22 protein-coding genes are annotated in these 24,192 nt (G+C 66.2%); 17 read left to right on the top strand and 5 right to left on the bottom strand.

Going from position 1 to position 24,192, the window contains the following annotated elements; genetic code table 11:
* Positions 1-34 precede the first annotated feature (34 nt).
* Positions 35-922 carry a sterol desaturase family protein gene (locus LDJ84_RS18845; RefSeq protein ID WP_226045253.1) on the top strand — a complete coding sequence of 296 codons (888 nt, stop codon included), beginning with the start codon at positions 35-37 and terminating at the stop codon, positions 920-922.
* On the opposite strand, the gene LDJ84_RS18840 is transcribed toward LDJ84_RS18845, so the two are convergent.
* Together LDJ84_RS18840 and LDJ84_RS18835 are read right to left on the bottom strand one after the other, a co-directional pair.
* The gene (locus tag LDJ84_RS18840) at positions 911-1,594 is read right to left on the bottom strand and encodes a helix-turn-helix domain-containing protein (protein ID WP_226045252.1); all 684 of its coding nucleotides are present in this window, start codon (positions 1,592-1,594) and stop codon (positions 911-913) included. The two genes, LDJ84_RS18845 and LDJ84_RS18840, sit on opposite strands and share 12 nt — an antisense overlap.
* On the bottom strand, positions 1,581-2,135 hold the full coding sequence (locus LDJ84_RS18835; RefSeq protein WP_226045251.1) for a GNAT family N-acetyltransferase: 555 nt from the start codon (positions 2,133-2,135) through the stop codon (positions 1,581-1,583). Before LDJ84_RS18835 ends, LDJ84_RS18840 begins: the two co-directional genes overlap by 14 nt.
* Before the next feature lie 160 nt (positions 2,136-2,295).
* Here LDJ84_RS18835 and LDJ84_RS18830 point away from each other — a divergent pair, with 160 nt between their 5' ends.
* Positions 2,296-3,285 (top strand): zinc-dependent alcohol dehydrogenase family protein, encoded by a 990-nt coding sequence (locus tag LDJ84_RS18830; RefSeq protein ID WP_226045250.1) that lies wholly within the window; start codon positions 2,296-2,298, stop codon positions 3,283-3,285.
* 150 nt (positions 3,286-3,435) lie between these two features.
* Here the strand turns inward: LDJ84_RS18830 and LDJ84_RS18825 are convergent, their stop codons facing one another.
* Positions 3,436-3,780 (bottom strand): VOC family protein, encoded by a 345-nt coding sequence (locus LDJ84_RS18825; RefSeq protein WP_024763498.1) that lies wholly within the window; start codon positions 3,778-3,780, stop codon positions 3,436-3,438.
* 131 nt (positions 3,781-3,911) lie between these two features.
* On the bottom strand, positions 3,912-4,568 hold the full coding sequence (locus LDJ84_RS18820) for a hypothetical protein (RefSeq protein ID WP_037015613.1): 657 nt from the start codon (positions 4,566-4,568) through the stop codon (positions 3,912-3,914).
* 272 nt (positions 4,569-4,840) lie between these two features.
* Between LDJ84_RS18820 and LDJ84_RS18815 the strand changes: the two genes are divergently transcribed.
* The 11 genes from LDJ84_RS18815 to LDJ84_RS18765 all read left to right on the top strand — a co-directional run bounded on the left by LDJ84_RS18815 (position 4,841) and on the right by LDJ84_RS18765 (position 17,563).
* On the top strand, positions 4,841-6,769 hold the full coding sequence (locus tag LDJ84_RS18815) for an LTA synthase family protein (RefSeq protein ID WP_226045249.1): 1,929 nt from the start codon (positions 4,841-4,843) through the stop codon (positions 6,767-6,769).
* 424 nt (positions 6,770-7,193) lie between these two features.
* Complete coding sequence (locus LDJ84_RS18810; RefSeq protein ID WP_226045248.1) at positions 7,194-8,708, top strand: ABC transporter substrate-binding protein; 1,515 nt, start codon at positions 7,194-7,196, stop codon at positions 8,706-8,708.
* Between the two features lie 14 nt (positions 8,709-8,722).
* Positions 8,723-9,718, top strand: coding sequence for a flavin reductase (locus LDJ84_RS18805; RefSeq protein ID WP_084357277.1), 996 nt, complete (start codon positions 8,723-8,725; stop codon positions 9,716-9,718).
* A 21-nt stretch (positions 9,719-9,739) separates the two neighbouring features.
* Entirely contained in the window at positions 9,740-10,792 is a 1,053-nt protein-coding gene (locus LDJ84_RS18800) for an LLM class flavin-dependent oxidoreductase (RefSeq protein ID WP_226045247.1), read from the top strand.
* The gene (locus LDJ84_RS18795; RefSeq protein WP_226045246.1) at positions 10,792-11,001 is read left to right on the top strand and encodes a tautomerase family protein; all 210 of its coding nucleotides are present in this window, start codon (positions 10,792-10,794) and stop codon (positions 10,999-11,001) included. The genes LDJ84_RS18800 and LDJ84_RS18795 overlap by 1 nt, the downstream gene beginning before the upstream one ends.
* Positions 11,002-11,012: 11 nt before the next feature.
* Positions 11,013-11,792, top strand: a complete 780-nt coding sequence (locus LDJ84_RS18790; RefSeq protein WP_226045245.1) for an alpha/beta fold hydrolase — start codon at positions 11,013-11,015, stop codon at positions 11,790-11,792.
* 104 nt (positions 11,793-11,896) lie between these two features.
* Positions 11,897-12,853: an ABC transporter permease gene (locus LDJ84_RS18785; protein ID WP_037015601.1), complete on the top strand. Its 957-nt coding sequence runs from the start codon at positions 11,897-11,899 to the stop codon at positions 12,851-12,853.
* A 10-nt stretch (positions 12,854-12,863) separates the two neighbouring features.
* The gene (locus LDJ84_RS18780) at positions 12,864-13,679 is read left to right on the top strand and encodes an ABC transporter permease (protein WP_024763491.1); all 816 of its coding nucleotides are present in this window, start codon (positions 12,864-12,866) and stop codon (positions 13,677-13,679) included.
* A 35-nt stretch (positions 13,680-13,714) separates the two neighbouring features.
* Positions 13,715-15,328: an ABC transporter ATP-binding protein gene (locus LDJ84_RS18775; protein ID WP_226045244.1), complete on the top strand. Its 1,614-nt coding sequence runs from the start codon at positions 13,715-13,717 to the stop codon at positions 15,326-15,328.
* Positions 15,329-15,354: 26 nt separating this feature from the next.
* Positions 15,355-16,836 carry an aldehyde dehydrogenase gene (locus LDJ84_RS18770; protein WP_226045243.1) on the top strand — a complete coding sequence of 494 codons (1,482 nt, stop codon included), beginning with the start codon at positions 15,355-15,357 and terminating at the stop codon, positions 16,834-16,836.
* Between the two features lie 76 nt (positions 16,837-16,912).
* The gene (locus tag LDJ84_RS18765) at positions 16,913-17,563 is read left to right on the top strand and encodes a TetR/AcrR family transcriptional regulator (RefSeq protein ID WP_226045242.1); all 651 of its coding nucleotides are present in this window, start codon (positions 16,913-16,915) and stop codon (positions 17,561-17,563) included.
* Between the two features lie 54 nt (positions 17,564-17,617).
* On the opposite strand, the gene LDJ84_RS18760 is transcribed toward LDJ84_RS18765, so the two are convergent.
* Positions 17,618-18,307, bottom strand: coding sequence for a GNAT family N-acetyltransferase (locus LDJ84_RS18760; RefSeq protein ID WP_065084086.1), 690 nt, complete (start codon positions 18,305-18,307; stop codon positions 17,618-17,620).
* A 498-nt stretch (positions 18,308-18,805) separates the two neighbouring features.
* Between LDJ84_RS18760 and LDJ84_RS18755 the strand changes: the two genes are divergently transcribed.
* From LDJ84_RS18755 to LDJ84_RS18740, 4 genes are all read left to right on the top strand, one after another.
* Positions 18,806-19,900: an NAD(P)-dependent alcohol dehydrogenase gene (locus tag LDJ84_RS18755; protein ID WP_169939467.1), complete on the top strand. Its 1,095-nt coding sequence runs from the start codon at positions 18,806-18,808 to the stop codon at positions 19,898-19,900.
* A gap of 127 nt (positions 19,901-20,027) precedes the next feature.
* Positions 20,028-20,537, top strand: a complete 510-nt coding sequence (locus LDJ84_RS18750) for a sigma-70 family RNA polymerase sigma factor (protein WP_024763486.1) — start codon at positions 20,028-20,030, stop codon at positions 20,535-20,537.
* 5 nt (positions 20,538-20,542) lie between these two features.
* Complete coding sequence (locus LDJ84_RS18745; RefSeq protein WP_205896346.1) at positions 20,543-21,529, top strand: FecR domain-containing protein; 987 nt, start codon at positions 20,543-20,545, stop codon at positions 21,527-21,529.
* A 162-nt stretch (positions 21,530-21,691) separates the two neighbouring features.
* Positions 21,692-24,190: a TonB-dependent siderophore receptor gene (locus LDJ84_RS18740; RefSeq protein ID WP_226045241.1), complete on the top strand. Its 2,499-nt coding sequence runs from the start codon at positions 21,692-21,694 to the stop codon at positions 24,188-24,190.
* The last annotated feature ends 2 nt before the right edge of the window (positions 24,191-24,192 follow it).

Genomic DNA, 24,192 nt, shown 5'->3' with positions numbered 1-24,192 from the left:
ACACTGGTGACTCCCATTGCACCGGAGTTGCCCCATGCGACACCTCTACGCCCCCGCGTTCTTCTTCGGCTTCATCGGCCTGGCCCTGTACCTGGTCGGTGAAGGCGTTTCGCTGCTCTGTCTGCCGGCGCTGTTGCCGCTGGCGATTCTGCTGGCCTTTCTTGCCGAGCGATTCTGGCCGCATCGAGCGGGCTGGAACGAGAGTCACGGCGATGGCGCCCGCGACCTGATCCATGCGCTGGTCAACGAGACGCTGAACGCGCTGGGCATTGCCGCGATTCCTCTGCTGGCCCTGTGGCTACCGCATTTCGGGTTGTGGCCAAGCGATTGGCCGCTGGTGCTGCAATTGCTGGCGGCGCTGCTGATGGCTGACTTCGGCATCACCCTGGTGCACTACGCCAGCCACCGTTCCGCGCTGCTCTGGCGTCTGCACGCGGTGCACCACAGCGTGACGCGCATGTACGGCTTCAACGGCCTGATGAAGCACCCGCTGCACCAGATGCTCGAAGCCCTGGGCGGCACGCTGCCACTGCTGTTGCTCGGTGTTCCCGTGGAGGTTGCGGCGTTGCTGGCCTTCGTCATCGCCATCCAGTTGCTGCTGCAGCACAGCAACGTCGACATGCGTATCGGTGTGCTGCGCCATGTGTTCGCCTGGGCGCCGTTGCACCGCCTGCATCACCTGAAGTACGGCACTGCGGGCGACGTCAACTTCGCGCTGTTCTTCAGCTTCTGGGACCGCCTGCTGGGTACCGCGCTGTACCTGCCCGGCTATGAGTTGGCAGAGGACGACCTGGGCATCGGCGACCGGCCGGACTACCCGCAGGCGTACTTCGCGCAGCTCGCCGAACCGTTCCGCCGCGCCGATGCAGCGCACCCGCCGGCACCATTGCCGGCAGAGCTGCGCCGTGCGCTAGTCGAGTAGCCGCAGCTTCAGTTGGCGCAGCGTCAGGTCGGCGCGAATGCCGAACTGGCTGCGCACGCTGCGGGAGAAGTGCGCGGAGTCGGCGAAGCCCGCCGCAATGGCGGCGCTGGTCAGGCTGTCGCCGGCCATGGCCAGACGCAGCGCCTGGCGCAGCCGCTGCCAGAGCACCAGGCGACGTACCGATAGCCCCAGTGTGCCGCTGAACAGCCGCTCCAGTTGGCTCAACGATAGCGCGGCTTCTTCGGCCAGCTCCTGGGCGGGCAGGGCACCATCGTCCAGGGCGCGGATGCGTTGCAGGGCCTTGCCCAGGCGCGGGTCGAGTGCACGGCGAGGCAGGGCTTGCAGTTGCGCGGCGAGCGCTGGCAGGTCCGGCCCGGTGGCTCGGCAGACGCGCTCCAGGTCGGCCAGTTCGAAAGCCAGCGGTTCGGCGAAGAGGGTGATGACGGGCTGCTCGCTGGCCTGGATGGCATGGCGCCGGTTCGACGGAATGACCAGCAGCGACTCTCGCTGCGGTTGCTCGTCCACCAGCGCCTGCACCTCGTCTGCGCGAGCCATCAGCAGCTGATGCGCGTAGTGCGCGTGTGGGCGGGCGTGGCCGGTGGTGCCGGCGACCAGGCAGAAGTCCGCGCCCAGCCACAGCTCGCCTTGCCAGGCCCGTTCAGTCGGCTGCATGGCGTGCCAGCCATTCTTCGCGGGTCAGCTCCCAGGTTTCCCGCGGCAGCACGCCGCTGACGAAATGGCCTTCGCTGCTGTCGATGCAGCGCATGCCTTCGCGTTCGGAAATGCGCCGCGAGCCCTGGTTGACGATGGCCTTGGGCACCTGCATGAGCGGCCGCTCCAGGGTCAGGAACCAGTAGCGGGTGACCGCTTCGCAGACCTCGGTCATGTAACCCCGGCCTTGCCACCTCGGCGCGAGCCAGAACCCCCGGTGATTGCCGGGTTGGTCGAAGAGGGAAATGCTGCCGATGGCGTCGCCGGGTGCGCTGGCCAGGCGGATCATCCAGTGCCACTCCTCGCCGCGCGCCATTGCCGGCAGCGCCAGGTCGCGCACGTAGGTCAAGGCACCGTCATCGGGATAGGGCCAGGGCACGCGGCTATCCAGATAACGCACCACCTCCCAGTGCGGGAAAAGGTGCTGGATGGCGTCGGCATCCGCCAGTTGCAGGGGCGTGAGCAGCAGACGCTCGGTACGCAGGGTGGGCAGGCTATCCATGTCGAGGTCCTGTGTGCGGACGAGCAGTCTGCGGCTTTTCGCTCGCCCTTGGCCAGCCGGATGACGCGCCCGGTCCGAATGGTCGGGCGACCCCGCACGGATTTCCTACACTCCCATTCCGGCCGGCGCCTTTGTCCCGGCCCGCTGAAGAGAGGTTGTCATGGCCCGCATTGTCAGAATCCACCAATACGGTGACGCCAGCGTCCTGAAACTGGAGGCGGTGGACGTGCCCGCGCCAGCGGCGGACGAGGTACAGATCGCGGTCAGGGCCTTCGGCCTGAACCGCGCCGAAGTGATGTTCCGCAACCACGCTTACCTGCAGGAAGCCGAGTTCCCCAGCCGCCTGGGCTACGAGGCCGCTGGTGTGGTGAGCGCCGTGGGGAGTGCCGTGAAGAATGTCCAGGTGGGCGATGCGGTGAGCCTGATCCCGCCGCTGGATATCGCCCGCTGGGGCACCTACGGCGAAGTGGCCAACGTGCCGGCGTACCTGGTGGTGAAGCATCCGCAGAACCTCAGCTTCGAACAGGCCGCCGCGTCCTGGATGCAGTACGTCACTGCCTGGGGTGCGCTGGTGGAGCAGGCGAAGCTGTCGAAGGGCGAGTTCGTGCTGGCCACCGCCGCGTCCAGCAGTGTCGGCCTCGCCGCTTTCCAGATCGCCCGCATGGTGGGCGCCACCTCCATTGCCGTCACCCGCACCCAGGCGAAAAAACAGGCGCTGCTGGAGGCGGGTGCCGATCACGTGATCGTCAGCGACGATGAAAATATCGTCGAGAAGGTCATGGCGCTGACCGACGGGCAGGGCGCCCGCGTGGTGTTCGACCCTATCGGTGGTCCCGGTTTCGAGGTGCTCACCCAGGCCATGGCCCGCGGCGGCATCCTCCTCGAATACGGTGCGCTGAGCCCTGAACCGACGCCGTTCCCCCTGTTCACCGTGCTGGGCAGGAGCCTGACGCTGAAGGGTTACCTGTACGCCGAGATCGTCGCCGACCCGGCGGCGCTGCAGCGCGCCAAGGCATTCATCGTCAAGGGGCTGGAGTCCGGTGCGCTGCGCCCGGTGATCGCGCGGACCTTCCCGCTGGAGCAGATCCAGGACGCCCATCGCTTCCTGGAAGCCAACCAGCAGGTGGGCAAGATAGTCGTCACGGTGTGACGCGGGATGCAAGGTCGCGGGCGCCCGGTATTTTGCTGGCGGTGATCCACGAGGCCCGAACAGTGTCGCCGCCACATCCCCCCGCTGGCTTTGGCGTCCCGGCGCCTGCGCATCGAACACCAGCGCCTTGTCTCGGTCGGCTGGCCCCGTTCAGGCTGCGCTGTGCTGGGCGAAGGCGAGGTGGTAGCCGTTGCAGTCGCGCACGCCGAATTCCCGCGAGCCGTAGGGCATGTCCTGCAGGGGCCAGGCGATCTGCGCCCGCTCCTTTACCGCGTCGTAGTAGCGCTGGATGTCGGCCAGTTGCAGGTAGAGGGTGCCGGAACAACCTGCCTCGCTGCCCCACAGGTCCTGCGCGGTGAACAGCAGGCGGCAGTCTTCCAGCTGCACGGTGAGCGTCCCCTCGGCGGAGTCGGTCACGGCAAAGCCGAGCACGTCGCGGTAATGCTCGCGGGTGAGTTCCAGGTCGTGGCAGCGCAGCAGCAGGGTCAGCGGCATGGGAAATCCGGAGGTGGGAGCGAAATCCGGATGATGGCACGGCCCGGGCCGGTCGTCAGCGTGGAATGACCTGCCGGCGGAGAACCAGGGCCGCGGCGAAGTGCAGGTCTGCCCGGGGAGGGCGAGAGGGCTTACTTGCGCAGGACGTAGATGCGTACCCCATCCACGCCGGGGATCACGTTGCAATGGTGGATCTGGGAGAAACCCAGGCGCTGGAATTCACGTTCCAGGGCGCGCGCATTGGCGAAGTCGGGGCCGATGGGGTGCGGGTCCGAGCCGCAGGGGCAGGGCTGTGTGTCGTCGAGCGAATTCGAATGGCCGATGCGGGCGAACAGGATCACGCTGTCGCGCGTCACCGGAATCCATTGGTTCAGCAAGCGGACGTTGCGGCTGTTGCAGGCGGTCCGGGGGATTTCCGGCAGCAGCAGGCAATCGACCGAGCCCTTGCGCAGTTCTGCGCCCTCCAGCGGCGCCGGCAGGTCGCGGATCCGCCGTTTCATCGCTTCGGGCAGCTTGCGGTGGGCGTCGGCCAGCGAGTCGCCCGACGGGCAGGTCGCGACGATGATGCGGTTGCTGTGTTCCAGCAGCACGGGCCAGGAGGCGCCGGGCGACTGCGAGACTTCCAGCATCAGGATGGGCTCCTCGGCCATGCGCAGGGCCAGGCGCAGCAGACGCTTCTCCCGCCACTGGCGAATCCGCTGACAGAGTCCGCCGCCGGACGAACCGCGGGCGGGGGCATCGGTCTGGTGTCGGGAGGAGGGGGTGAACAGGCGCTGGGGATCGTTCATGGATAGGGACTCGTCAGTTACTGTCCATTGTCGAATCGAGCGATCAAGGTCTCGTCAAGGACATGTGAAAAAGACGTGGAGGAGGATTTTTCGTGAGCTGTTGCCCGGGCATTCAGGCGAGCGGTTCCGGATCCTGGACAATTCACGAATCCCGCAGCTTATTTTGACGATTTCTTTTCCTTCCCCCTTGTAGTGTCCCGCCCGGATGCCGGCACCGGCGCCGACTTGCGCCGCGTTGTGCTGCGCAGGAAAGACTTCTACAAGGACACCCCATGCAACTCTTCCGCTCGGCTCCGACGCGCTTCCTGGCGCTGGTCGCCTTGCTCTGGCTGATCGTCTTCTTCCTGACCCGATCGGCCCTCCTGGTCGGCCATCTGCCCGAGGTGGGCGCGGCCCATGTGGCGGTCTTCGCCATTGGCCTGCTCTACGACCTCAGCTTCCTGGTCTACGCCCTGTTGCCGATGGGTGTAGTCCTCCTGCTGATGCCCGCGCGGGTCTGGCGCAGCGCCAGTTGGCGCTGGCTGCTGGCGGCGATGCTGTTCACCAGCGTCTACGTGATGCTCTTCACGGCGGTGGCCGAGTGGCTGTTCTGGGACGAGTTCGGGGTGCGCTTCAACTTCATCGCAGTCGACTACCTGGTGTATTCCGACGAGGTGCTGAACAACATCCTCGAGTCCTATCCCATCGGCCTGTGGCTGAGCATCCTGGCGCTGCTTTCGCTGAGCGTGACCCTCGCGCTGTTCAAGGTCCTGGGTCGCCTGCGTGACGCCGAGGTGCCGCCGCTGTCGCGCCGCCTGCTGGGTTGCGCCGGCCTGGTGGCGATGGCGCTGGCGGCCGGTGTCCTGGTCGACCAGGATGCCCCGCGCGGCCAGGATGGCAATACCTACGCCCGCGAGCTGGCGAGCAACGGGCCGTACCAGTTCTTCGCTGCGTTCCGAAACAACGAGCTGGACTATCCGCAGTTCTACGCGACCCTGCCGCCCGAGCAGGTCACGCAGCGCATCCGCTCGGAACTGGCCGAGCCCAATGCGCGCTTCACCGGCACCGGGCCGATGGACATCCGCCGGAGCATCGCCAGCGAAGGGGCGCCCAAGCGCTACAACATCGTCCTGGTGACCATCGAGAGCCTGAGCGCCAAGTACCTGGGCAGCAACGGCGACGAGCGCGACCTCACGCCCAACCTGGATGAGCTGCGTCGCAACAGCCTCTACTTCAACAACTTCTACGCCACCGGCACCCGTACCGACCGTGGCCTGGAAGCCATCACCTTGTCGATCCCGCCCACCCCGGGTCGCTCCATCGTCAAGCGTGTCGGCCGCGAGAGCGGTTTCGCCAGCCTCGGTCAGCAGTTGAAGAACGTCGGCTATGACGCCGTGTTTCTGTATGGCGGTCGCGGCTATTTCGACAACATGAACGCCTTCTTCGGCGGTAATGGTTATCGCATCGTCGACCAGTCCAGCGTCCAGGAGTCGGACATCCACTTCAAGAACGCCTGGGGCATGAGCGACGAAGATCTCTACGCCCAGGCGATCAAGGTCGCGGACGAAGACCACGCGCGCCAGCAGCCCTTCCTGCTGCAACTGATGACCACCTCGAACCACCGCCCCTACACTTACCCGGCCGATCGCATCGACATCCCCTCGGGCGAGGGGCGTGACGGCGCGGTGAAGTACACCGACTACGCCATCGGCCAGTTCCTCAAGGCGGTGAAGGGCAAATCGTGGTTCGACAACACCCTGTTCGTGTTCGTCGCCGACCACACCGCGGGCAGCGCCGGCAAGGAAGACCTGCCCGTGGCGAACTACCAGATCCCGCTGTTCATTTACGCGCCCAAGTTGCTGCCAGCCGGGGAACGCCCGGAGCTGGCCAGCCAGCTGGACCTCGCACCGAGCCTGCTGTCGATCCTCAACCTGAGCTACACCTCGACCTTCTACGGCCGCAACCTGATGGTGCCGAACGCCTTGCCACCGCGCGTGGTGATTGGCAACTACCAGCACCTGGGCCTGTTCGACGGCCGGGACCTGGCGATCCTCAGCCCGCGCGGCGAACTGCGCCGGCACAACCAGGCCCTGGGGGCGAGCACGGAAGTGACGGCGCAGGCGGACGACCCGCTGGTGGCGCGTGCGATCAGCTATTACCAGTCGGCCAGCTACGGTTTCACCCATCATCTGCTGGACTGGAAGCCAACGGCAGGGCAGTGAGAGCAGGGCCGTCGTCACGGCCCTGAACCTGCTGCAGGTTGCTGTCAGGTTCCATGGCGCTCTGCCCTCCAGGGCGCCAGTACTTCCTGCCTTTTTCCTCCCCTGCGGCCACCCTCGGCCGCGCTTTGCTCTCCCTTGAAACTGAAGCCCTGCGAGATTCTTTTGTACGTCTGTACAGAAAATTCTTGCATGGCGGATTTCTTGTTGCTAATAATCTGTACGACTGTACAAAAGTGATTCGATAGAAGTCTCCGGGGCAGTCGCGTTGAGTGGATAAAAACAAACAGAAGACCCCAGGCCCAACTTCGCTTCAGGCCTGTACGGTCGTACAAAACTCAAGTGTCTTGCGAGGTGTGGGATGAAGGAAAAGCAACCTGGGGAGCCATCCTCCGGCGTAACCCGTCGTGACCTGGTGAAAGGGACGATGGGGCTTTTGTGGGCCGGCGTGCTGCTGGGCGGCTTGCCGCTGCCGGCATTCGCCGAGCCGAAGAAGGGCGGGCGACTGGTATTCGGCCTGGCCGGCGCGTCGACCACCGACAGCCTGGATCCGGGCCTGGCCGAAGACGACTTCATGATGCTGCTGAGCCAGGCGCTGCGCGGCAACCTGGTGGAGATCGACAGCAGCGGCAACGCCATTCCCGAACTGGCCGAGTCCTGGGAGTCCTCGCCGGACGCCAGGGTCTGGACCTTCAAGCTGCGCAGTGGCGTGCAGTTCCACAACGGCAAGCCCTTCGTCGCCGATGACGTGGTGGCCACGCTCGACTACCACCGCAAGGACGGCTCCAAGTCCCTGTCCAAATCGATCGTCTCGCAGATCGACGAAGTGAAGGCGGTCGATGACTCGACGGTGCGCATCAGCCTCAAGGACGGCAACGCCGACTTTCCCGTGCTGATGAGCGACTACCACCTGAGCATCCTGCCGCGTGGCGCTGACGGCCAGGTGGACTGGCGCTCCGGCGTGGGCACCGGCGGCTACATGCTCAAGGAGTACAACCCCGGTGTCCGTGCCTTCGTAGTGCGCAATCCCAACTACTGGAAGCCGGGCCGGGCGCACGTCGAGGAGGCAGAGCTGATCGCCATCGCCGACTCCGTGGCGCGCCAGAACGCGCTGCTCACCGGCAAGGTCAACGTCATCAACCGCGTGGAGATCAAGACCTTGTCGCTGCTGCAGCGCAGCAACAAGGTACGCATCGCCGAGGTCACCGGCCTGAACCACGCGACCATGCCGATGATCGCCAAGGTCAGCCCGTTCCAGGACAACAACGTGCGCCTGGCGCTCAAGCACGCAGTGGACCGCGAACAGTGGGTGAAGTCGATCCTGCGCGGCCACGGCAGCGTTGGCAACGACCACCCCATCGGCCGCCAGCAGAAGTACTTCAACAGCGAGCTCGCCCAGCGCCAGTACGACCCCGACAAGGCGCGCTTCTACCTCAAGCAGGCCGGGCTGGACAGCCTGGATATCAGCATCAGTGCCGCCGACGCGGCCTTCGCCGGGGCGGTGGATGCCGGCGTGCTGTTCGAGGAAAGCGCGCGCAAGGCCGGCATCAACCTCAAGGTGGTGCGCGAATCCAACGACGGTTACTGGATCAACGTCTGGTCGAAGAAGCCGATGTGCATGTGCTACTGGACCGGCCGCGCCACGCCGGACTGGATCTTCAGCCAGATCTACGCCAGCGGCGCTTCCTGGGGCGACACCCAGTGGAACAACGAGCGCTTCGACAAACTGATGCTGCAGGCCCGCTCCGAGCTCGACGAGGCCCGGCGCAAGGCCATCTACTGGGACATGCAGGCGATGCTGCACGACGAGGGCGCCACCGTGGTACCGATGTTCATGAACCACATCATGGGCATGGGCAACGATGTGGTGACGTCGCCGACCGTGGCCGGCGACATGGCCCTGGACGGCATGCGCGCCATCGAGCGCTGGTCGCTGGCGTGAAGCGGGAGAACGGGATGAGCAACCTCGACTGGCATTCGGTCAGCGCGGACGACACGCGCAGCCTGCGCAACGTCTTCGGCACCTTCATGACCGGCGTCACCATCGTCACCACCCGCGAGGCCGACGGAACGCCCCGCGGCTTCACGGCGAACTCCTTCACGTCGGTCTCGCTGAGCCCGGCACTGGTGCTGGTGTGCATTGCGAAAAGCGCCGGCAGCCTGGTGGTCTTCAGTGCGGCCGAACGCTTCGCCGTCAACATCCTCGGCGACTGGCAGCGCGACCTGTCGAACCGCTTCGCCGGGCGCTCGGCCGACAAGTTCGCCGGGGTCGAGCTGTTGTCCTGCGAGGCCGACGTGCCGTGCCTGGCCGACAGCCTGAGCGTGCTCAGCTGCCGGCGCCACAGCCTGGTGGAAGCGGGTGACCACGTGATCCTGATCGGCGAGGTGCAGCGCTACCGCAGCAGCGTCGGCAGCCCGCTGGGCTACTTCCGCGGCAGCTACATCGACTTCGCCGAAGGCGCCAAGGCCATCCAGGTGGAGCGCGGCAGTGCGCTCAAGGTCGGGTGCCTGATCGCCCGCGACAACGGTGTGCTGCTGGTGCGCGAGCCGGGCCAGGAGCACTGGAGCATCCCGGAGGTGTTCTGGCGGGCCGGGGTGAGCCAGAAGGCGGTCATCGATGAGGTCTTCCGCCGGGTCGGCCTGGTGGGCGAGGTGTCGTTCATCTACTCGATGTTCGAGGAGGCGGGCGACGACTTCACCCGCCTGATTTTTCGCGCGGACGCCAGCGCCGAACTGGCGCTGGCCAGCGACGCCGGGCGGGAAGTGCGTGTCTTCCGTGCCGAGGACGAGCCCTGGCTGCTGGTCCGCGGCGACTACTGCATCAGCATGCTCCACCGCTTCTTCAGCGAGCGGCAGGCCGACAGCTTCGGCATCTACTGCGACACTGCCGATGGCGGACGAATTGCCGGCATCGCGGGCAAGCCCGTGCATTGGCTGGACTGGAAACACTAAGACCACCGAGTGGACAACAACATGGAATTCAACCATTTCCTCAGCTCCTACCTGCCCGATCCGGATGCCTCCGGCAAACAGCTCTACGAGCACATGGTCGAGCAGGCCGTGGTGGCGGAAGAGGTCGGCTATGCCGGCATCTCCATCCCCGAGCACCACCTGATCAACATCCTGCTGGTGCCCTCGCCGCTGCAGATGGCGGTGAAGATCGCCGCGGTCACCCGGCACATCGAATTGGCTACCTCCATCGCCGTGCTGCCGATCCGCGACATGCGGGTATTCGCCGGCGAAGTGGTGCAGGCCGATGCCCTGTGCGACGGCCGGCTGGTGCTGGGCGTGGGGCGCGGCGCCTTCAAGTACGAGATCGAGATGCTCGGCGTGCCGATGAGCGAGACCCGCGAGCGCTTCGACGAATCCCTGGCCGTGCTGCAGGCCCTGCTGACGCGCAAGGAAGTGAGCTGGGACGGCAAGTACTACCAGTTCGGCCCGCTGACCGTGATGCCGCGCCCCGAGCGGGAAATTCCGCTGGTGGTGGCGAGCATGGCGCCCGAGGGCATCCAGGCCTGCGCGCGCCAGGGCTTCTCGGTGCAGACCACGCCGCTGAGCGGCGACCACCGGATGCTGCTGGACCAGGTCAACGCCTTTCGCCGTGGCAAAGCCGAGGCGAAAGCGAAATCCGCCAGGCGCGCCCGGCTGTCGCTGCAGCGCGCGACCTATCTCGCCCGCGATGAAGCCGACGCCCGCGAGAAGCTGCAACTGGCCTACGAGTACTACCGGCGTTTCGACAACGTGTTCACCGGGCCGGGCATCGTCCATGGCGGTGGCATCGAGGCGCTGCCACGCCAGCAGTCCATCGAGGAGCTGGGCAGGAACCTGCTCATCTGCACCCGCGAGCAGATGATCGATCAGCTTTCCGCCTATGCCGAGGCCGGTATCGACGAAGTGATCATGACCGCCAACTTCGGCCAGTCCCAGGAAGACAGCCTGGACATGATGCGGCGCTTCGGCGAGCAGGTCATTCCGCACTTCAGTTCCCGCTCGAACCAACCCAACCTGAACAAGAGGACCGGCTGATGCCCCTGCTTACCGTAGAACTCTTCCCCGGACGCACCCCTGAAAAGAAGCGCGAGCTGATCCAGGCGCTGACCGACACCTACCTCCAGGTCTGCGGCGGCAAGGCCCAGGCGGTCACCATCCTGCTCAAGGAGGTGGACCCGGCCGACTGGGGCGTAGGCGGCCGCAGCTACGCAGAGATCATCGCAGAAGCAAAGGTCCAGGGCTGAGGAGGCGCGTGATGAGCAAGGCAATCGATTGCGCCTATGTGGTGGACGGGCAGGGCCCCGCCCTGGTGATGGTGCACGGCATCGGCGCGCGCAAGACCGGCTGGGACAAGGTTACCGAGGCGCTGAAGGACAGCTTCACCTGCATCCGCTACGACCTGCGCGGCCACGGCGAGTCGCCGCTGCCGACCGAGGACTTCGGCCTGGAAGAACTGGTCGAGGACCTCGAAGCGCTGCGCGCGCGGCTGGGCATCGAGCAGATGCACATCATCGGCCATTCTCTCGGCGGGATGATCGGCCCCGCCTATGCGCACAAGTATCCGCAGCACGTGCTGAGCGTCGGGCTGCTGTCCACCGCGGCATTCCGCTCGCCGCAGGACAGCGAGAACGTGCGCAAGGTGGTCCGCGCCATGGAAGAAAAGGGCATCGGCCCGGTGCTGGATACCCTGACCCAGCGCTGGTTCACCGAGAACTTCTGCGCGACGCATCCGGAGGTCATCGAATGGCGCAAGCAGCAGGTGATGGACACGCCGGCCGAGGTGTTCCTCAACGTCTTCCACATCTACGCGGAGACCGAGATGGCGCCCTGGCTGCATGAAGTGAAGCAACCGTGCCTGGTGCTCACCGGCGAGTTCGACGGCGGCTGCAATCCGGGCCTGAACCGGCAGATCGCCGAGGCGTTGCCGCACTCGCAGCTGGTGGTACTGCCGGACCTCAAGCACGCCATCCTGATCGAAGCGAGCGACCAGGTGGTGCCCCACCTGAAAGCCTTCCTGGACAAGGCCTCGCACTAACGCCTGCCGATACGCCGGAGGAGGGTGGGCACTGCCCAACCCTCCCCGTAACCGCCCAGAACCATAAGAACAACAACTGCCCAACCGATCAGCAGGTCGATACCATGGCTCTGATTTATCCCATTCTCTTGCGGCGCATTCTTCTCGGAGCCCTGACCCTGTTGGGCGTCTCCGCACTCATCTTCGCGGCGGTGCAGCTGCTGCCCGGCGACATGGCGCAGAAGCTGCTCGGCCAGTCCGCCACGCCCGAGGCGCTGCATGCCCTGCGCCACGAGCTGGGGCTGGACCAGCCCGCGCTGAGCCGCTACCTGCACTGGCTGCTGGGCAGCCTGCAGGGCGACTTCGGCACCTCGCTGTCCAACGGCCGGGCGGTGTCCGAACTGATCGGCCAGCGCCTGCTGAACACGCTGTTCCTGGCCGGCTACACGGCACTGATCGCGGTGCCGCTGGCGCTGCTGCTGGGGCTGTTCGCGGCGCTCTACAAGGACTCGTTCTATGACCGGGTGGTGAACATCGTCTCCCTGGCGGCGGTGTCGCTGCCGGAGTTCTTCATCGGCTACATCCTGATCCTCTGGCTGGCGGTGAAGCACCCGCTGTTTCCTTCCATCGCCGACGTACCGGCCTCGGCAAGCCTGCTCGAGCACCTGCAGGCGGCCTTCCTGCCGGCGCTCACGCTGACCCTGGTGATCACCGCCCACATGATGCGCATGACGCGCATCGCGGTGCTCGACCTGCTGCAGCTGCCCTACATCGAGATGGCCCGGCTCAAGGGCCTGTCGCGGCTGAAGATCGTCCTGCGCCACGCGTTGCCCAACGCCTGGGCGCCCATCGTCAATGTCATTGCGGTGAACCTCGCGTACCTGATCACCGGCGTGGTGGTGGTCGAGGTGGTGTTCGTCTACCCCGGCCTCGGGCAACTGATGGTGGACTCGGTGATCAAGCGCGACGTCATGGTGGTCCAGGCCTGTTGCTGCATCTTCGCGGTGGTCTACATCGGCATCAATCTGCTCGCCGACGTGCTGTCCATCGTTACCAATCCGCGCCTGCTGCATCGCCAGTGAGAACGAGCCGATGAATGCCTTGATCGCAACCTTCAAGCAGATGACCTGGACCGCCCGCATCGGCCTGCTGATCATCCTTTTCTACACCTTCCTCGCGCTGTTCGGCCCGCTGGTGGCACCCTTCGGCGAGACCGAGATCGTCGGCGGCGAATACGACCCCTGGAGCGCGCAGCACTGGCTGGGCACCGATGCCCTGGGGCGCGACATGCTCTCGCGGGTGATCTTCGCCGCGCGCAACACCATCGGCATCGCGCTGCTGTCCACCGCGCTGGCCTTCTTCATCGGCGGTTCGCTGGGGCTGATCGCCGCTGCCATGGGCGGCTGGGTGGACAGTGCGCTGTCACGCCTGGTGGACGTGCTGATGGCGGTGCCGCAGCTGATCTGCGCGCTGCTCCTGCTGACCATCTTCGGCACCAGCATCGCCAACCTGGTGTTCGTCATCGCCCTGGTGGACGCCACGCGTATCTTCCGCCTGGCGCGCTCGGTGTCGCTCAACGTGGTGGTGACCGACTACATGGAGGTGGCCCGGCTGCGCGGCGAAGGGCTGTTCTGGCTGGTGGCGGTGGAACTGCTGCCCAATGTGCGGGCACCGCTGGTGGCGGAATTCGGCCTGCGCTTCTGCTTCGTGTTCCTGACCATTTCCTCGCTGTCGTTCCTTGGCCTGGGGTTGCAACCGCCGCTGGCGGACTGGGGCAGCATGGTCCGCGAGAATGCCTCGCTGATTTCCTTTGGCGACCTGACGCCATTGATCCCTGCCGCCGCCATCGGCGTGCTGGCGATCGCCGTCAACTTCGTTGCCGACTGGTTCCTCGCCCAGCGGCGATGACCGTCCTGCCCACCTATTGTCCGAGGACACGCAGCATGAGCGAACCCCTACTGAAGATTACCGGCCTGCGCATCGAGGCCGGCGGCGCGGACGGCTGGAGCGAGATCGTCCACGGCATCGACCTGCAATTGCAGCGCGGCAGGATACTCGGCCTGGTCGGCGAGTCCGGCGCCGGCAAGTCCACCATCGGCCTCGCCGCCATGGGCTACACCCGCGACGGCTGCCGCATCAGCGGCGGCGAGATTCTCTTCGACGGCATCGACCTGCGCCAGGTGCCCGAAGCGCTGCATCGCGAGCTGCTCGGCGCGCGCATCGCCTATGTGGCGCAGTCCGCGGCGGCGAGCTTCAACCCGGCGCACCGGTTGATCGACCAGCACTGCGAGAGCGCCCTGGAGCACGGCCTGGCGCCCCGCGAACAGGCGCGCCGGGATGCGGTGGCGCTGTACCGGAAGATTTCCCTGCCCGAGCCCGAGTCGATCGGCGAGCGCTATCCGCACCAGGTGTCAGGCGGCCAGTTGCAGCGGATCATGACGGCCATGGCGATGTCCTGCCGGCCGGACCTGATCATCTTCGACGAACCGACCACGGCACTGGACGTCACCACGCAGATCGACGTCCTGCTGACCATCCGCGAGCTGGTCCGCGAGTTCCAGGTGGCGGCCATCTACATCTCCCACGACCTCGCCGTGGTGGCGCAGATGGCCGACGAGGTGATGGTGCTCAAGGATGGCCACATGGTCGAACGCGGCGACAAGCGCCGGGTGATCGCCGAGCCGCAGGCGGACTACACCCGCTCGCTGTGGGCGGTACGCAACCTCGCGTGTGAGGCGCGTCCGCCGGTGGCCGCCGACCAGCAACCGCTGCTGGAGCTGCGCGGCATCCGCGCCGGCTACGGCAACAAACAGGTGCTCGACGACGTGTCGCTGAAGGTCTTTCCGGGGCGCACGCTGGCCATCGTCGGCGAGTCCGGCTCGGGCAAGTCGACGCTGGGGCGTTGCATCACCGGGGCCTTGCCCAGCCGCGAGGGCAGCATCCTGTTCCAGGGCAGGCCGCTTGCGGGGCATTACGCCAAGCGCAGCCGGGACGAGCTGCGTTCGATCCAGATGATCTACCAGATGGCCGACACCGCGCTGAACCCGCGCCACCGCATCGGTGACATCGTCGGGCGACCACTGCAGTTCTATGGCGGCCTCGATGCTGCCCGGCGCGAAGAACGAACCCGTGAATTGCTCGATGCCGTGGGCCTGGAACCCGGCCGCTTCATGGCCCGGCGGCCGGGCGAACTGTCCGGCGGGCAGAAACAGCGGGTGGGCATTGCCCGCGCCCTGGCGGCGGACCCGGCGGTGATCGTCTGTGACGAGATCACCAGCGCCCTCGACCAGCTTGTCGCGGAGGGCATCCTGCGGCTGATCGACGACCTCAAGCAGCGCCTGGGCATCACCTACCTGTTCATCACCCACGACCTGTCGGTGGTGAAGTCCATCGCCGACGACGTGCTGGTGCTCAAGGCTGGCCGCGTCGTCGATTTCGGCGACAAGCAGCGGGTGTTCACGCCGCCGTGCGACAGCTACGTCACGCGCCTGCTCGACAGCATGCCGCAGATGGACCCGGACTGGCTCGACGGCCTGTCGCAACGGGGTGTGGCCTGAACTCATTTCCGCTCAAGGAGCAAACCATGACCGCAACAACTCTGCAGGACTGGAGCGAGCGCGCGGCAACGCTCGCCATCGAAGGTCGCTGCTTCATCGACGGTGATTACTGCAGCGCGCAGGACCTGCGCACCTTCGACAAGGCCAGCCCACTCGACGGGCGCCGCCTGGCGGCCATCGCACGAGGTGGCGCAGCTGACATTGAGCGTGCCGTGGCCAGCGCGCGCCGGGTATTCGAGGCCGGGCACTGGTCGCGCATGGCACCGGTGCAGCGCAAGCGCATCCTGATCCGTTTCGCCGATCTGCTGGAAAGCCACGCCGAGGAGCTGGCGCTGCTGGAAACCCTCGACATGGGCAAGCCCATCGCCCACTCCCTGGCCACCGACGTGCCCGGCGCGGCCAATGCCATTCGCTGGTCCGCCGAGGCCATCGACAAGGTCTACGGCGAGATCGCCGCCACCGCCGAGGACCAGCTGGGCCTGGTCACCCGCGAAGCCGTGGGCGTGGTTGGCGTGATAGTGCCGTGGAACTTCCCGCTGCTGATGGCCAGCTGGAAGCTCGGCCCGGCGCTGGCGTGTGGCAACTCCGTGGTGCTCAAGCCGTCCGAGCGCTCGCCGCTGACGGCCATCCGTATCGCTCGGCTGGCCTGCGAGGCGGGCATCCCCGTGGGTGTGTTGAACGTGGTGCCGGGCTATGGCGCCGAGGCCGGTGACGCCCTGTCGCGGCACATGGACGTCGACGCCATCGCCTTCACCGGCTCGACCGGCGTGGCCAAGCGCCTGATGGTCGCCGCCGGGCAGTCCAACCTCAAGCGCGTGTGGACCGAGGCCGGTGGCAAGAGCCCGAACATCGTCTTCGCCGATGCGCCCGAGCTGCGCGCGGCGGCTATCAGTGCCGCCGCCGCCATCGCCTACAACCAGGGCCAGGTCTGCACTGCCGGTTCGCGCCTGCTGGTGCAGGAGTCGGTGCGCGAAGAATTCCTCGAGCATCTGCGTGAAGCACTGGCCGCGTGGACGCCGAACGACGCCCTTGATCCGGCCAGTCGCTATGGCGCACTGGTTGACGCCCAGCATCTGCAGTTGGTGCAGGGCTACATCGCCAGCGGCCTGGAGGAGGGCGCCCGGCTGGTGGCCGGCAGCGGCGAAAGCGAGGGTTGCTACCTGGCGCCGGTGGTCTTCGATGGCGTGCGCAACGACATGCGTATCGCCCGCGAGGAAATCTTCGGCGCCGTGCTCTCGGTCATCAGCTTCAAGGATGCCGAGGAGGCGGTGGCCATCGCCAACGACACGCCCTACGGCCTGGCGGCGGCCTTGTGGACGTCCAACCTGTCCCGCGCGCACCAGGTTTCGCGTGCGCTGCGGGCCGGCTCGGTGTGGGTCAACCAATACTCGGGCGGCGACATGACCGCGCCCTTCGGCGGCTTCAAGCAGTCCGGCAACGGGCGTGACCGTTCGCTGCATGCCTTCGACAAGTACACCGAACTCAAGGCGACCTGGATCAGGCTCTGAATGAACTAACTTTTGACCATGACGGACGCGGGGCGGAATAATCCGCCCCAACTGCCAACCTTGGAATCGGCACGCCATGTCACAACAGAAGGTGGCGCAGCAGAAAGCGGCGCAACGGAAAACGAAAAAGGTCTACGACCCTGAATTGCGCCGCGAGGAGATCATCAAGGCTGCCTTCCTCTGTCTGAGCGAGGAGGGCTACGCCAAGCTGTCCGCGCGCAAGGTGGCGGCGCGCGCCGAGATGGCGCTGGGGCACATCAGCTACCACTTCAAGGACATGAACGAGCTGCTGGTGGAGGCCTACAAGTACGCCTCGCACCAGCTCTACGAAGCGACCCGCGCGGGGCTGGTGGCCGAGCCGCGCACGTCCATGGCGCAGCTGGAAGTGTTCCTGCGCAGTGGCTTCACCAGCACCTTTCTCGACCGCAGCTACCTGTCGGTGCGCATCGACCTGTGGTCCGCCTCGCTGTTCCAGGAAGACATCGCCGACACCGAGCGCAAGCTCTACGCCATCTACCGCGAACGCCTGGTGGAAATCCTGCGCAGGATCGCCGAGGAGCGCGAGGTGGGCGCCGAGCGTATCGAGAACTCGGCCGACGCCATCATGGCCATGCTCGATGGCTTGTGGCTGGACTGGCAGCGTCGGCGCAACATGAAGGCCATCGAGCATGGCATCAGTGCCTGTCTCGATCTGGTGGCGTTCTACATGCCCGAATCCGGGCGCTGAGGCACCGCGCGGAATCTCCTGCCCGGGGACGCGGCAGACGACTCGAACCGCCCCTCAGTGAATCGTCGGGAAGCGCGCCTTGACCAGTTCCCGGGCTTGCCAGGTCATCTGGTCCAGCAGGCGATCGCGTTTCTGCTCGGCCTCGCGCATCGCCTTGCTGCCCTTCTGCTTCACCAGATAGGTGTGGATCTGCCGCACTTCCTTGGACTGGTAGATCGGCGCGAGATCCTGCACCGCGACCATGCCGTCGGAACGCCGGTCGCGGGTGTTCAGCAGCACGTGCGGCCCCTGCGCCGCCAGGATGCGGAAGCCCATCGCCTCGAAGACCGGCACCTTGCCCGCCGCACAGGCCAGTTCCGCGTGGGGGCGATGCTCGAGCATCTTCTGCAGCATGGCGCGGGCGATACCGCGCCGGCGGTGGCTGGCCTGGACGGCGAGGTAGGCCAGGGTGCAGGCCTGGGCGTCATCCTGGCTCGGCAGGTAGAGGGCGAAACCCAGCACCTGCGATGGGTCTTCATCATCCAGGGCGAGGATCAGCCGCGTGGGACCGTCCGGCGAGCCGTTCATGGCCTGCAGGTACAGGTGCACCTCGAAGCCGATCACGTACTGGTACAGCTGGAACAGCGGGTTGCTCGGCGTCAGCGGCACCGGGCTGACGTCGCTGAAATAGTCCACCACCATCTGCAGCACCTGGCTTTTCAGGGATTCGGGGGGCGAGGTGTCGAGGTTTACGAGGGTGAACATCTGAAGCTGGCTCCGGGCGTGCCCGATCCGGGGGAATCGGCGTGGTGCCCATTGTAACCTCCGCGGGCCTCGAACGATTCCTCCGGTGGGCGCTGGGCGGCAGGCGCTGCGCAGCTTTCCCAGCCATCGCGCGAGGGTCTTGTACAGGGTCACTGCGGCGGCGCTCCGGCACCCAGGCGTCGAGCTGGAGCTGGTAGCGCACCTTCCACGCGCGCTACCAGGGCATCGCGCTGGACCTCCCGCCGGTGGAGTTGCACATGCTCGCCGGACTGTCCGCGCGCCTTGTTTTCTGGCGATTCCGGTCAATGCTCTATCAGCCCGCCAGCGTTCCCGGCAGGCAGGCTGCCGAGCGAGCTTCCCCTGGCTTGATATGCATCAAAGGGATTTCGCTCCGGCCAAGCACACTGGGTCCGGTCGGCCGAGGCGCCGCGGGCAGTCGTTCCCTGCGATCCCCGGTCCTGTGCATCCATGGTGCATTCCAAGCGAGGAGAAACAACGATGGCAATGATGAAAGCGGCGATCTTCGTGGAACCGGGGCGAATCGAGCTGGCGGACAAACCCATCCCCGAGGTCGGCCCCAACGACGCGCTGATCCGCATCACCACGACCACCATCTGCGGCACCGACGTGCACATCCTCAAGGGCGAGTACCCGGTGGCCAGGGGGCTGACCGTCGGGCACGAACCGGTTGGCGTCATCGAGAAGCTCGGCAGCGCGGTCAAGGGCTACCGCGAGGGCCAGCGGGTCATTGCCGGTGCGATCTGCCCGAATTTCAATTCCTATGCCGCGCAGGATGGCGTGCCCTCGCAGGATGGCAGCTACCTCGTCGAGAGCGGTCGCTGCGCCTGCCACGGCTACAAGGCCACCGCCGGCTGGCGCTTCGGCAACCTGATCGACGGTACCCAGGCCGAGTACGTCCTGGTGCCCGATGCCGAAGGCAACCTCGCGCCGATCCCGGACAGTCTCACCGACGAACAGGTGCTGATGTGCCCCGACATCATGTCCACTGGCTTCAAGGGCGCCGAGAACGCCAATATCCGTATCGGCGACACCGTGGTCGTCTTCGCCCAGGGGCCGATCGGCCTGTGCGCCACCGCTGGCGCCCGCCTGCTGGGTGCCTCGACCATCATCGCGGTGGATGGCAACGCGCACCGGTTGGACATTTCCCGCAGCATGGGGGCCGACGTCACCCTGGACTTCACCAAGTGCGACGTGGTGGAGGAGGTGATGAAGCTCACCGGTGGGCGCGGCGCCGATTCGTCCATCGAATGCCTGGGGCTGCCGAGCACCTTCGAGCAGGCGATGAAGGTACTCAAGCCGGGCGGGACGCTGTCGAGCCTGGGGGTCTACTCCAGCGATGTGCACATCCCGCTCTCGGCGTTTGCCGCCGGCCTGGGTGACCATCGCATCAATACCGCCCTGTGCCCTGGCGGTAAGGAGCGCATGCGCCGCCTGATGAGCATCATCGAGTCGAACCGCGCCGACTTCGGCTCGCTAGTGACGCACCACTATGCGCTCGACGACATCGTCAACGCCTACGACCTGTTCGCCCACCAGCGCGACGGCGTGCTGAAGATCGCCATCAAGCCCTGAGGTGGAGGCAATGGCCTGATGCCGTCCGCAGCAGGTCATTGCCCCGAATGATCCGGCCAATTGCGCAGGGCAGGGCAAATCCAGTATTGTTGAGAACGATTATCATGTTTAACAGTACTGGACGTTCATGGACAGCGAGCGGGCATTCGAACGGGATGTTGAGCGGCTTTACCTTGCCCACCACGGGTGGCTGAAGGGCTGGCTGCGCCGCCGCCTGGGCGAGCACGCCGATGCGGAAGACCTGGCCCATGACACCTTTGTGCGGGTGATGCGCTCGCGCAGCGCCATCGCCGACCTGCGCCAGCCGCTGGCCTACCTCGCCACCATTGCCAACAGCCTGCTGATCAACCGCTGGCGCCGTCAGGCGGTCGAGCGGGCCTACCTCGAAGCGCTGGCCGCGCGTCCCGAAGCGGTAGCGCCGTCCGAGGAAGAACGCCTGCTGCTGATCGAGGCTTTGGTGGAGGTCGATGAGCTCCTGCATGGCCTGGCGCCCCAGGTGCGGGAAATCTTCCTGCTGTCGCAGCTCGACGGCCTGACTTACCCGCAGATCGCGTTGCGCCTGGAACTGAGCGTCAACCAGGTGCAGAAGGCGATGAGCAAGGCGTTTGCGGCCTGCTACGCGAGCCGGTTCGAGTGAACGCCATGTCCCGCGAGAGCGATTCCCGGCCCATCTCCAGCAGCATCCGCGACCAGGCGATTGCCTGGTTCACCCTGGCCCAGTCGGGCTGCATGAGCGATGCCGAGCAGCGCCAGTTGCTGGTCTGGCGCGAGGCCAGCAGCGAGCACGAGCGCGCCTGGCAGCGCCTGAGCAGCATCCCGCTCGGCCTGCAGCGTCACGCCGGCGCACTGGCCGACCCGATGGCGCGGCAGCTGGCCGGTCGCCGCCACTACAACGAGATGGACCGGCGCAAGGCGCTCAAGGTGCTGGTCGGTTTCGGCCTGCTCGGCGGGCTTGCCTGGCAGGGCCGCGACACGCAGTGGGTGCAGGGCGCCATGGCGGACTACCGCACCGGCGTCGGCGAGCGAACGCCGCGCACGCTGCCCGATGGCACGCGCCTGTGGCTCAACACCGCAACCGCGGTCGACCTGCATTACACCGACAGCGCTCGCGAACTGCGCCTGCGCTACGGCGAAATCGAGATTCTCACCGCCCGCGATGGCGCGGGGCGGCCGTTCCGGGTTGTCAGCGGCGACGCAGTGTTGCAGCCGTTTGGCACGCGCTTCCGCGTCCGCAGGGACGAAGGCGGGCGCGGCACCTTGCTGGCCGTCACTCAGGGGCGGGTCGCTGCCAGTTCGCGGGCCGGCGGCGAGGCGAGGGTGATCGAGGCGGGGTCGCAAGCTCGCATCGATGCGGCTGGCGTCGGCGCTCCGCAGGTGCTGGAAGCGAATGGCGGTGCCTGGGTCGATGGCTACCTGGTGGCCGAGCGCATGCGCCTTGGGGATTTTCTCGCCGAGCTGGACCGCTATCGCCCCGGGCTGCTGCGCTGCGATCCGGCGGTCGCCGGTATTCGCCTGAGCGGCTCCTATCCGCTGGCCGATACCGACCGGGTGCTGGCCATGCTGCAGGACAGCCTGCCGGTGACGGTCCAGCGGCGCACCCGCTACTGGGTGACCGTGGGCTCGCGCTAGGGAAAGAAGCCCAGCGCTGCGGAAAATCGCAGACGAGCGCCGCAGAAAAACACCAATGAAAATAATTCTCGAAAAGTCGGCAGGTTTTCGTTTCTCGCTTGGCCTAGGGAGAAATCCCTGCTCGCTCACGCGGGCCCACAACGAGAAACGGACCCTCTGCCCATGACGCTTCACCCCATCGCCCGCGCCCTGCGCCAGTCGCTCGGCCTTGCCCTGCTGTCCTGTTCCACGCTGGCCCTGCTGCCGATGTCGCCGGCACAGGCCGAATCCGCGGTCACGCGGACCCAGCACTACGCCATTCCCGCCGGCCCGCTGGATCAGGTGCTCGGCGATTTCGGCCGCAGTGCCGGCATTCCCATCTCGGTGAACGCCGGCCTGACTGAAGGCAAGCGCAGCGCCGGGCTCAATGGCGAGTACAGCATCGAAGACGGATTTGCCCGCATCCTGTCTGGTACGCAACTGACAGTGCGCCGCCTGGAAAACGGCGGCTTCGGCCTGGTGCCGACGCCGTCGGATGCGGTGCTGGAGATGGATTCCACCACGGTGTCCAGCCAGGTGCTGGACGCGACCACCGAGGGCACCAATTCCTATTCGGCCCGCGCGGTGACCATCGGCAAGGGCGCGCACACCCTGCGCGAGACCCCGCAGTCGGTGACGGTGCTGACCCGTCGTTACATGGACGACCAGAACGTCACTACCATCGAACAGGCGATGGAGAAGACGCCGGGCATCGCCGTCTACGAGTCGCCCATGGGCGGCAAGTACTTCTACTCCCGCGGCTTCATGATGCAGGGCCAGTACCAGTACGACGGCGTGCCGCTGGATGTCGGCGGCGAGTACGTCCAGGCCAACAGCTTCTCCGGCGATATGGCCTTCTACGACCGGGTCGAGGTGCTCAAGGGCGCGGCGGGCATGCTCAAGGGCTCGGGCAGCTCCACCGGCGGTGTCAATTTCGTCCGCAAGCGGGGCCAGAGCGTGCCGGAGACCAAGCTGTCGCTCTCGGCCGGCTCCTGGGACAACTACCGCGGCCAGGTGGATACCGGCGGCCCGCTCAACGAGTCCGGCACGCTGCGTGGGCGAACAGTCGTGGCGCTGCAGGACCGCCAGTATTTTTACGATGTCGGCAAGCGCAATGACCAGATTCTCTACGGCGCGCTGGACTACGACGTGACCCCGGATACCACCGTGGGCCTGGGCGTTGCCTACGAGAAGCTGGATGCGACTCCGTGCTGGCACGGCCTGCCGCGCTACAGCAACGGCAAGGACCTGAAGCTCAGCCGCTCGACCTGCCTGGGCGCTACCTGGAACAACTGGGAAAGCGAGCGCACCACGGTATTCGCCGACCTGTCCCAGCAGTTGAACGAGGACTGGGCCTTCAAGTTCGCCGGCGTCTGGACCCACAACGACCAGGACATCAAGTACGCCCTGTCCGAGACCTCGGGCGGTGTTGCATCGGGCGCGACCTCGGCGCCTTCCTCGGTGTATTCCGGGCTGTTCGACTACGACCAGACCGACTACGGCTTCGATGCCTACCTGGACGGAAAATTCGAGGCCTTCGGCCTGCAGCATGAGCTGACCGTCGGCGCCAACGCCAGCCGCGCCAGGACCCACGATCACTACGCGCTGATCAACATGACCAGCCTGCTGGGTACCTCGCAGGACCCGTTCCATCCCAACTCGCACATCCCCGAGCCGGCGGATGATTTCTACGCGCCCAACTCCTACCGCGGCGGCCCGGTACCCACCAACTCGGACACCCGCCAATTCGGCACCTACGCCACCCTTCGCCTGAAGCTGGCCGAGCCTTTGACCGCGGTCCTGGGGTCGCGCGTCAGCTGGTACCGCAACAGCCGAGACTCCTACACTCAGGCCTGGGATTACTGGCAGCACGACCGCAGCCAGGAGAACGGCCAGGTCACGCCGTTCGCGGCACTGATCTACGACCTCAACGATGAGTGGTCCGTCTACACCAGCTACGCGGATATCTTCCAGCCGCAGAGCACCTACACCGACGAATCCGGCAGCCCGCTGCAACCCAAGACCGGCGCCAGCTACGAGCTGGGCATCAAGGGCGAGCTGCTGGAGGGCCGGGTCAACACCGCCTTCAACCTGTTCCGTACGGTGGAGGAACACCGCGCCGAGGCGGACTACGACACGGTCTGTGCCGGCTCATCCGACGGCTACTGCTACACCGATGTGGGCAAGGTGCGCGCCCAGGGCTTCGAGGCGGAAATCAGCGGCGAGGTCATCGATCGCCTGCAACTGCTGGCCGGCTACACCTACACCCAGACCAAGTACCTCAAGAGCGCCGAGGAAAATCCGCAGGAACCGACCTTCACCACCACCTACTTCCCGCGCCACCTGTTCCGCGCCTGGGCCGACTATCAACTGGCCGGCGAGCTGGACCGCTGGAGCCTGGGGGCGGGCGTGACGGCGCAGAGCGACACCTCCGTGCACAGCGGCAAGGTCACCTCGGTGCAATCGGACTACGCCATCTACAGCGGCCGCCTGGGCTATCGCATCGACGATCACTGGACGGTCGCGCTCAACGGCAACAACCTGTTCGACAAGAAGTACTACCAGAGCGTCGGTGCCGTTTCCTGGGGCAACTTCTACGGCGAGCCGCGCAACTTCATGGTGACCCTGCAAGGCGCGTTCTGACG

Origin of the sequence: Pseudomonas sp. HS-18 (assembly GCF_020401845.1) — a bacterium.
GTDB classification, from domain to species: domain Bacteria; phylum Pseudomonadota; class Gammaproteobacteria; order Pseudomonadales; family Pseudomonadaceae; genus Pseudomonas; species Pseudomonas nitroreducens.
Note: the sequence above shows the minus strand (reverse complement) of the source record. Positions and strands in the feature narration are given on the sequence as shown.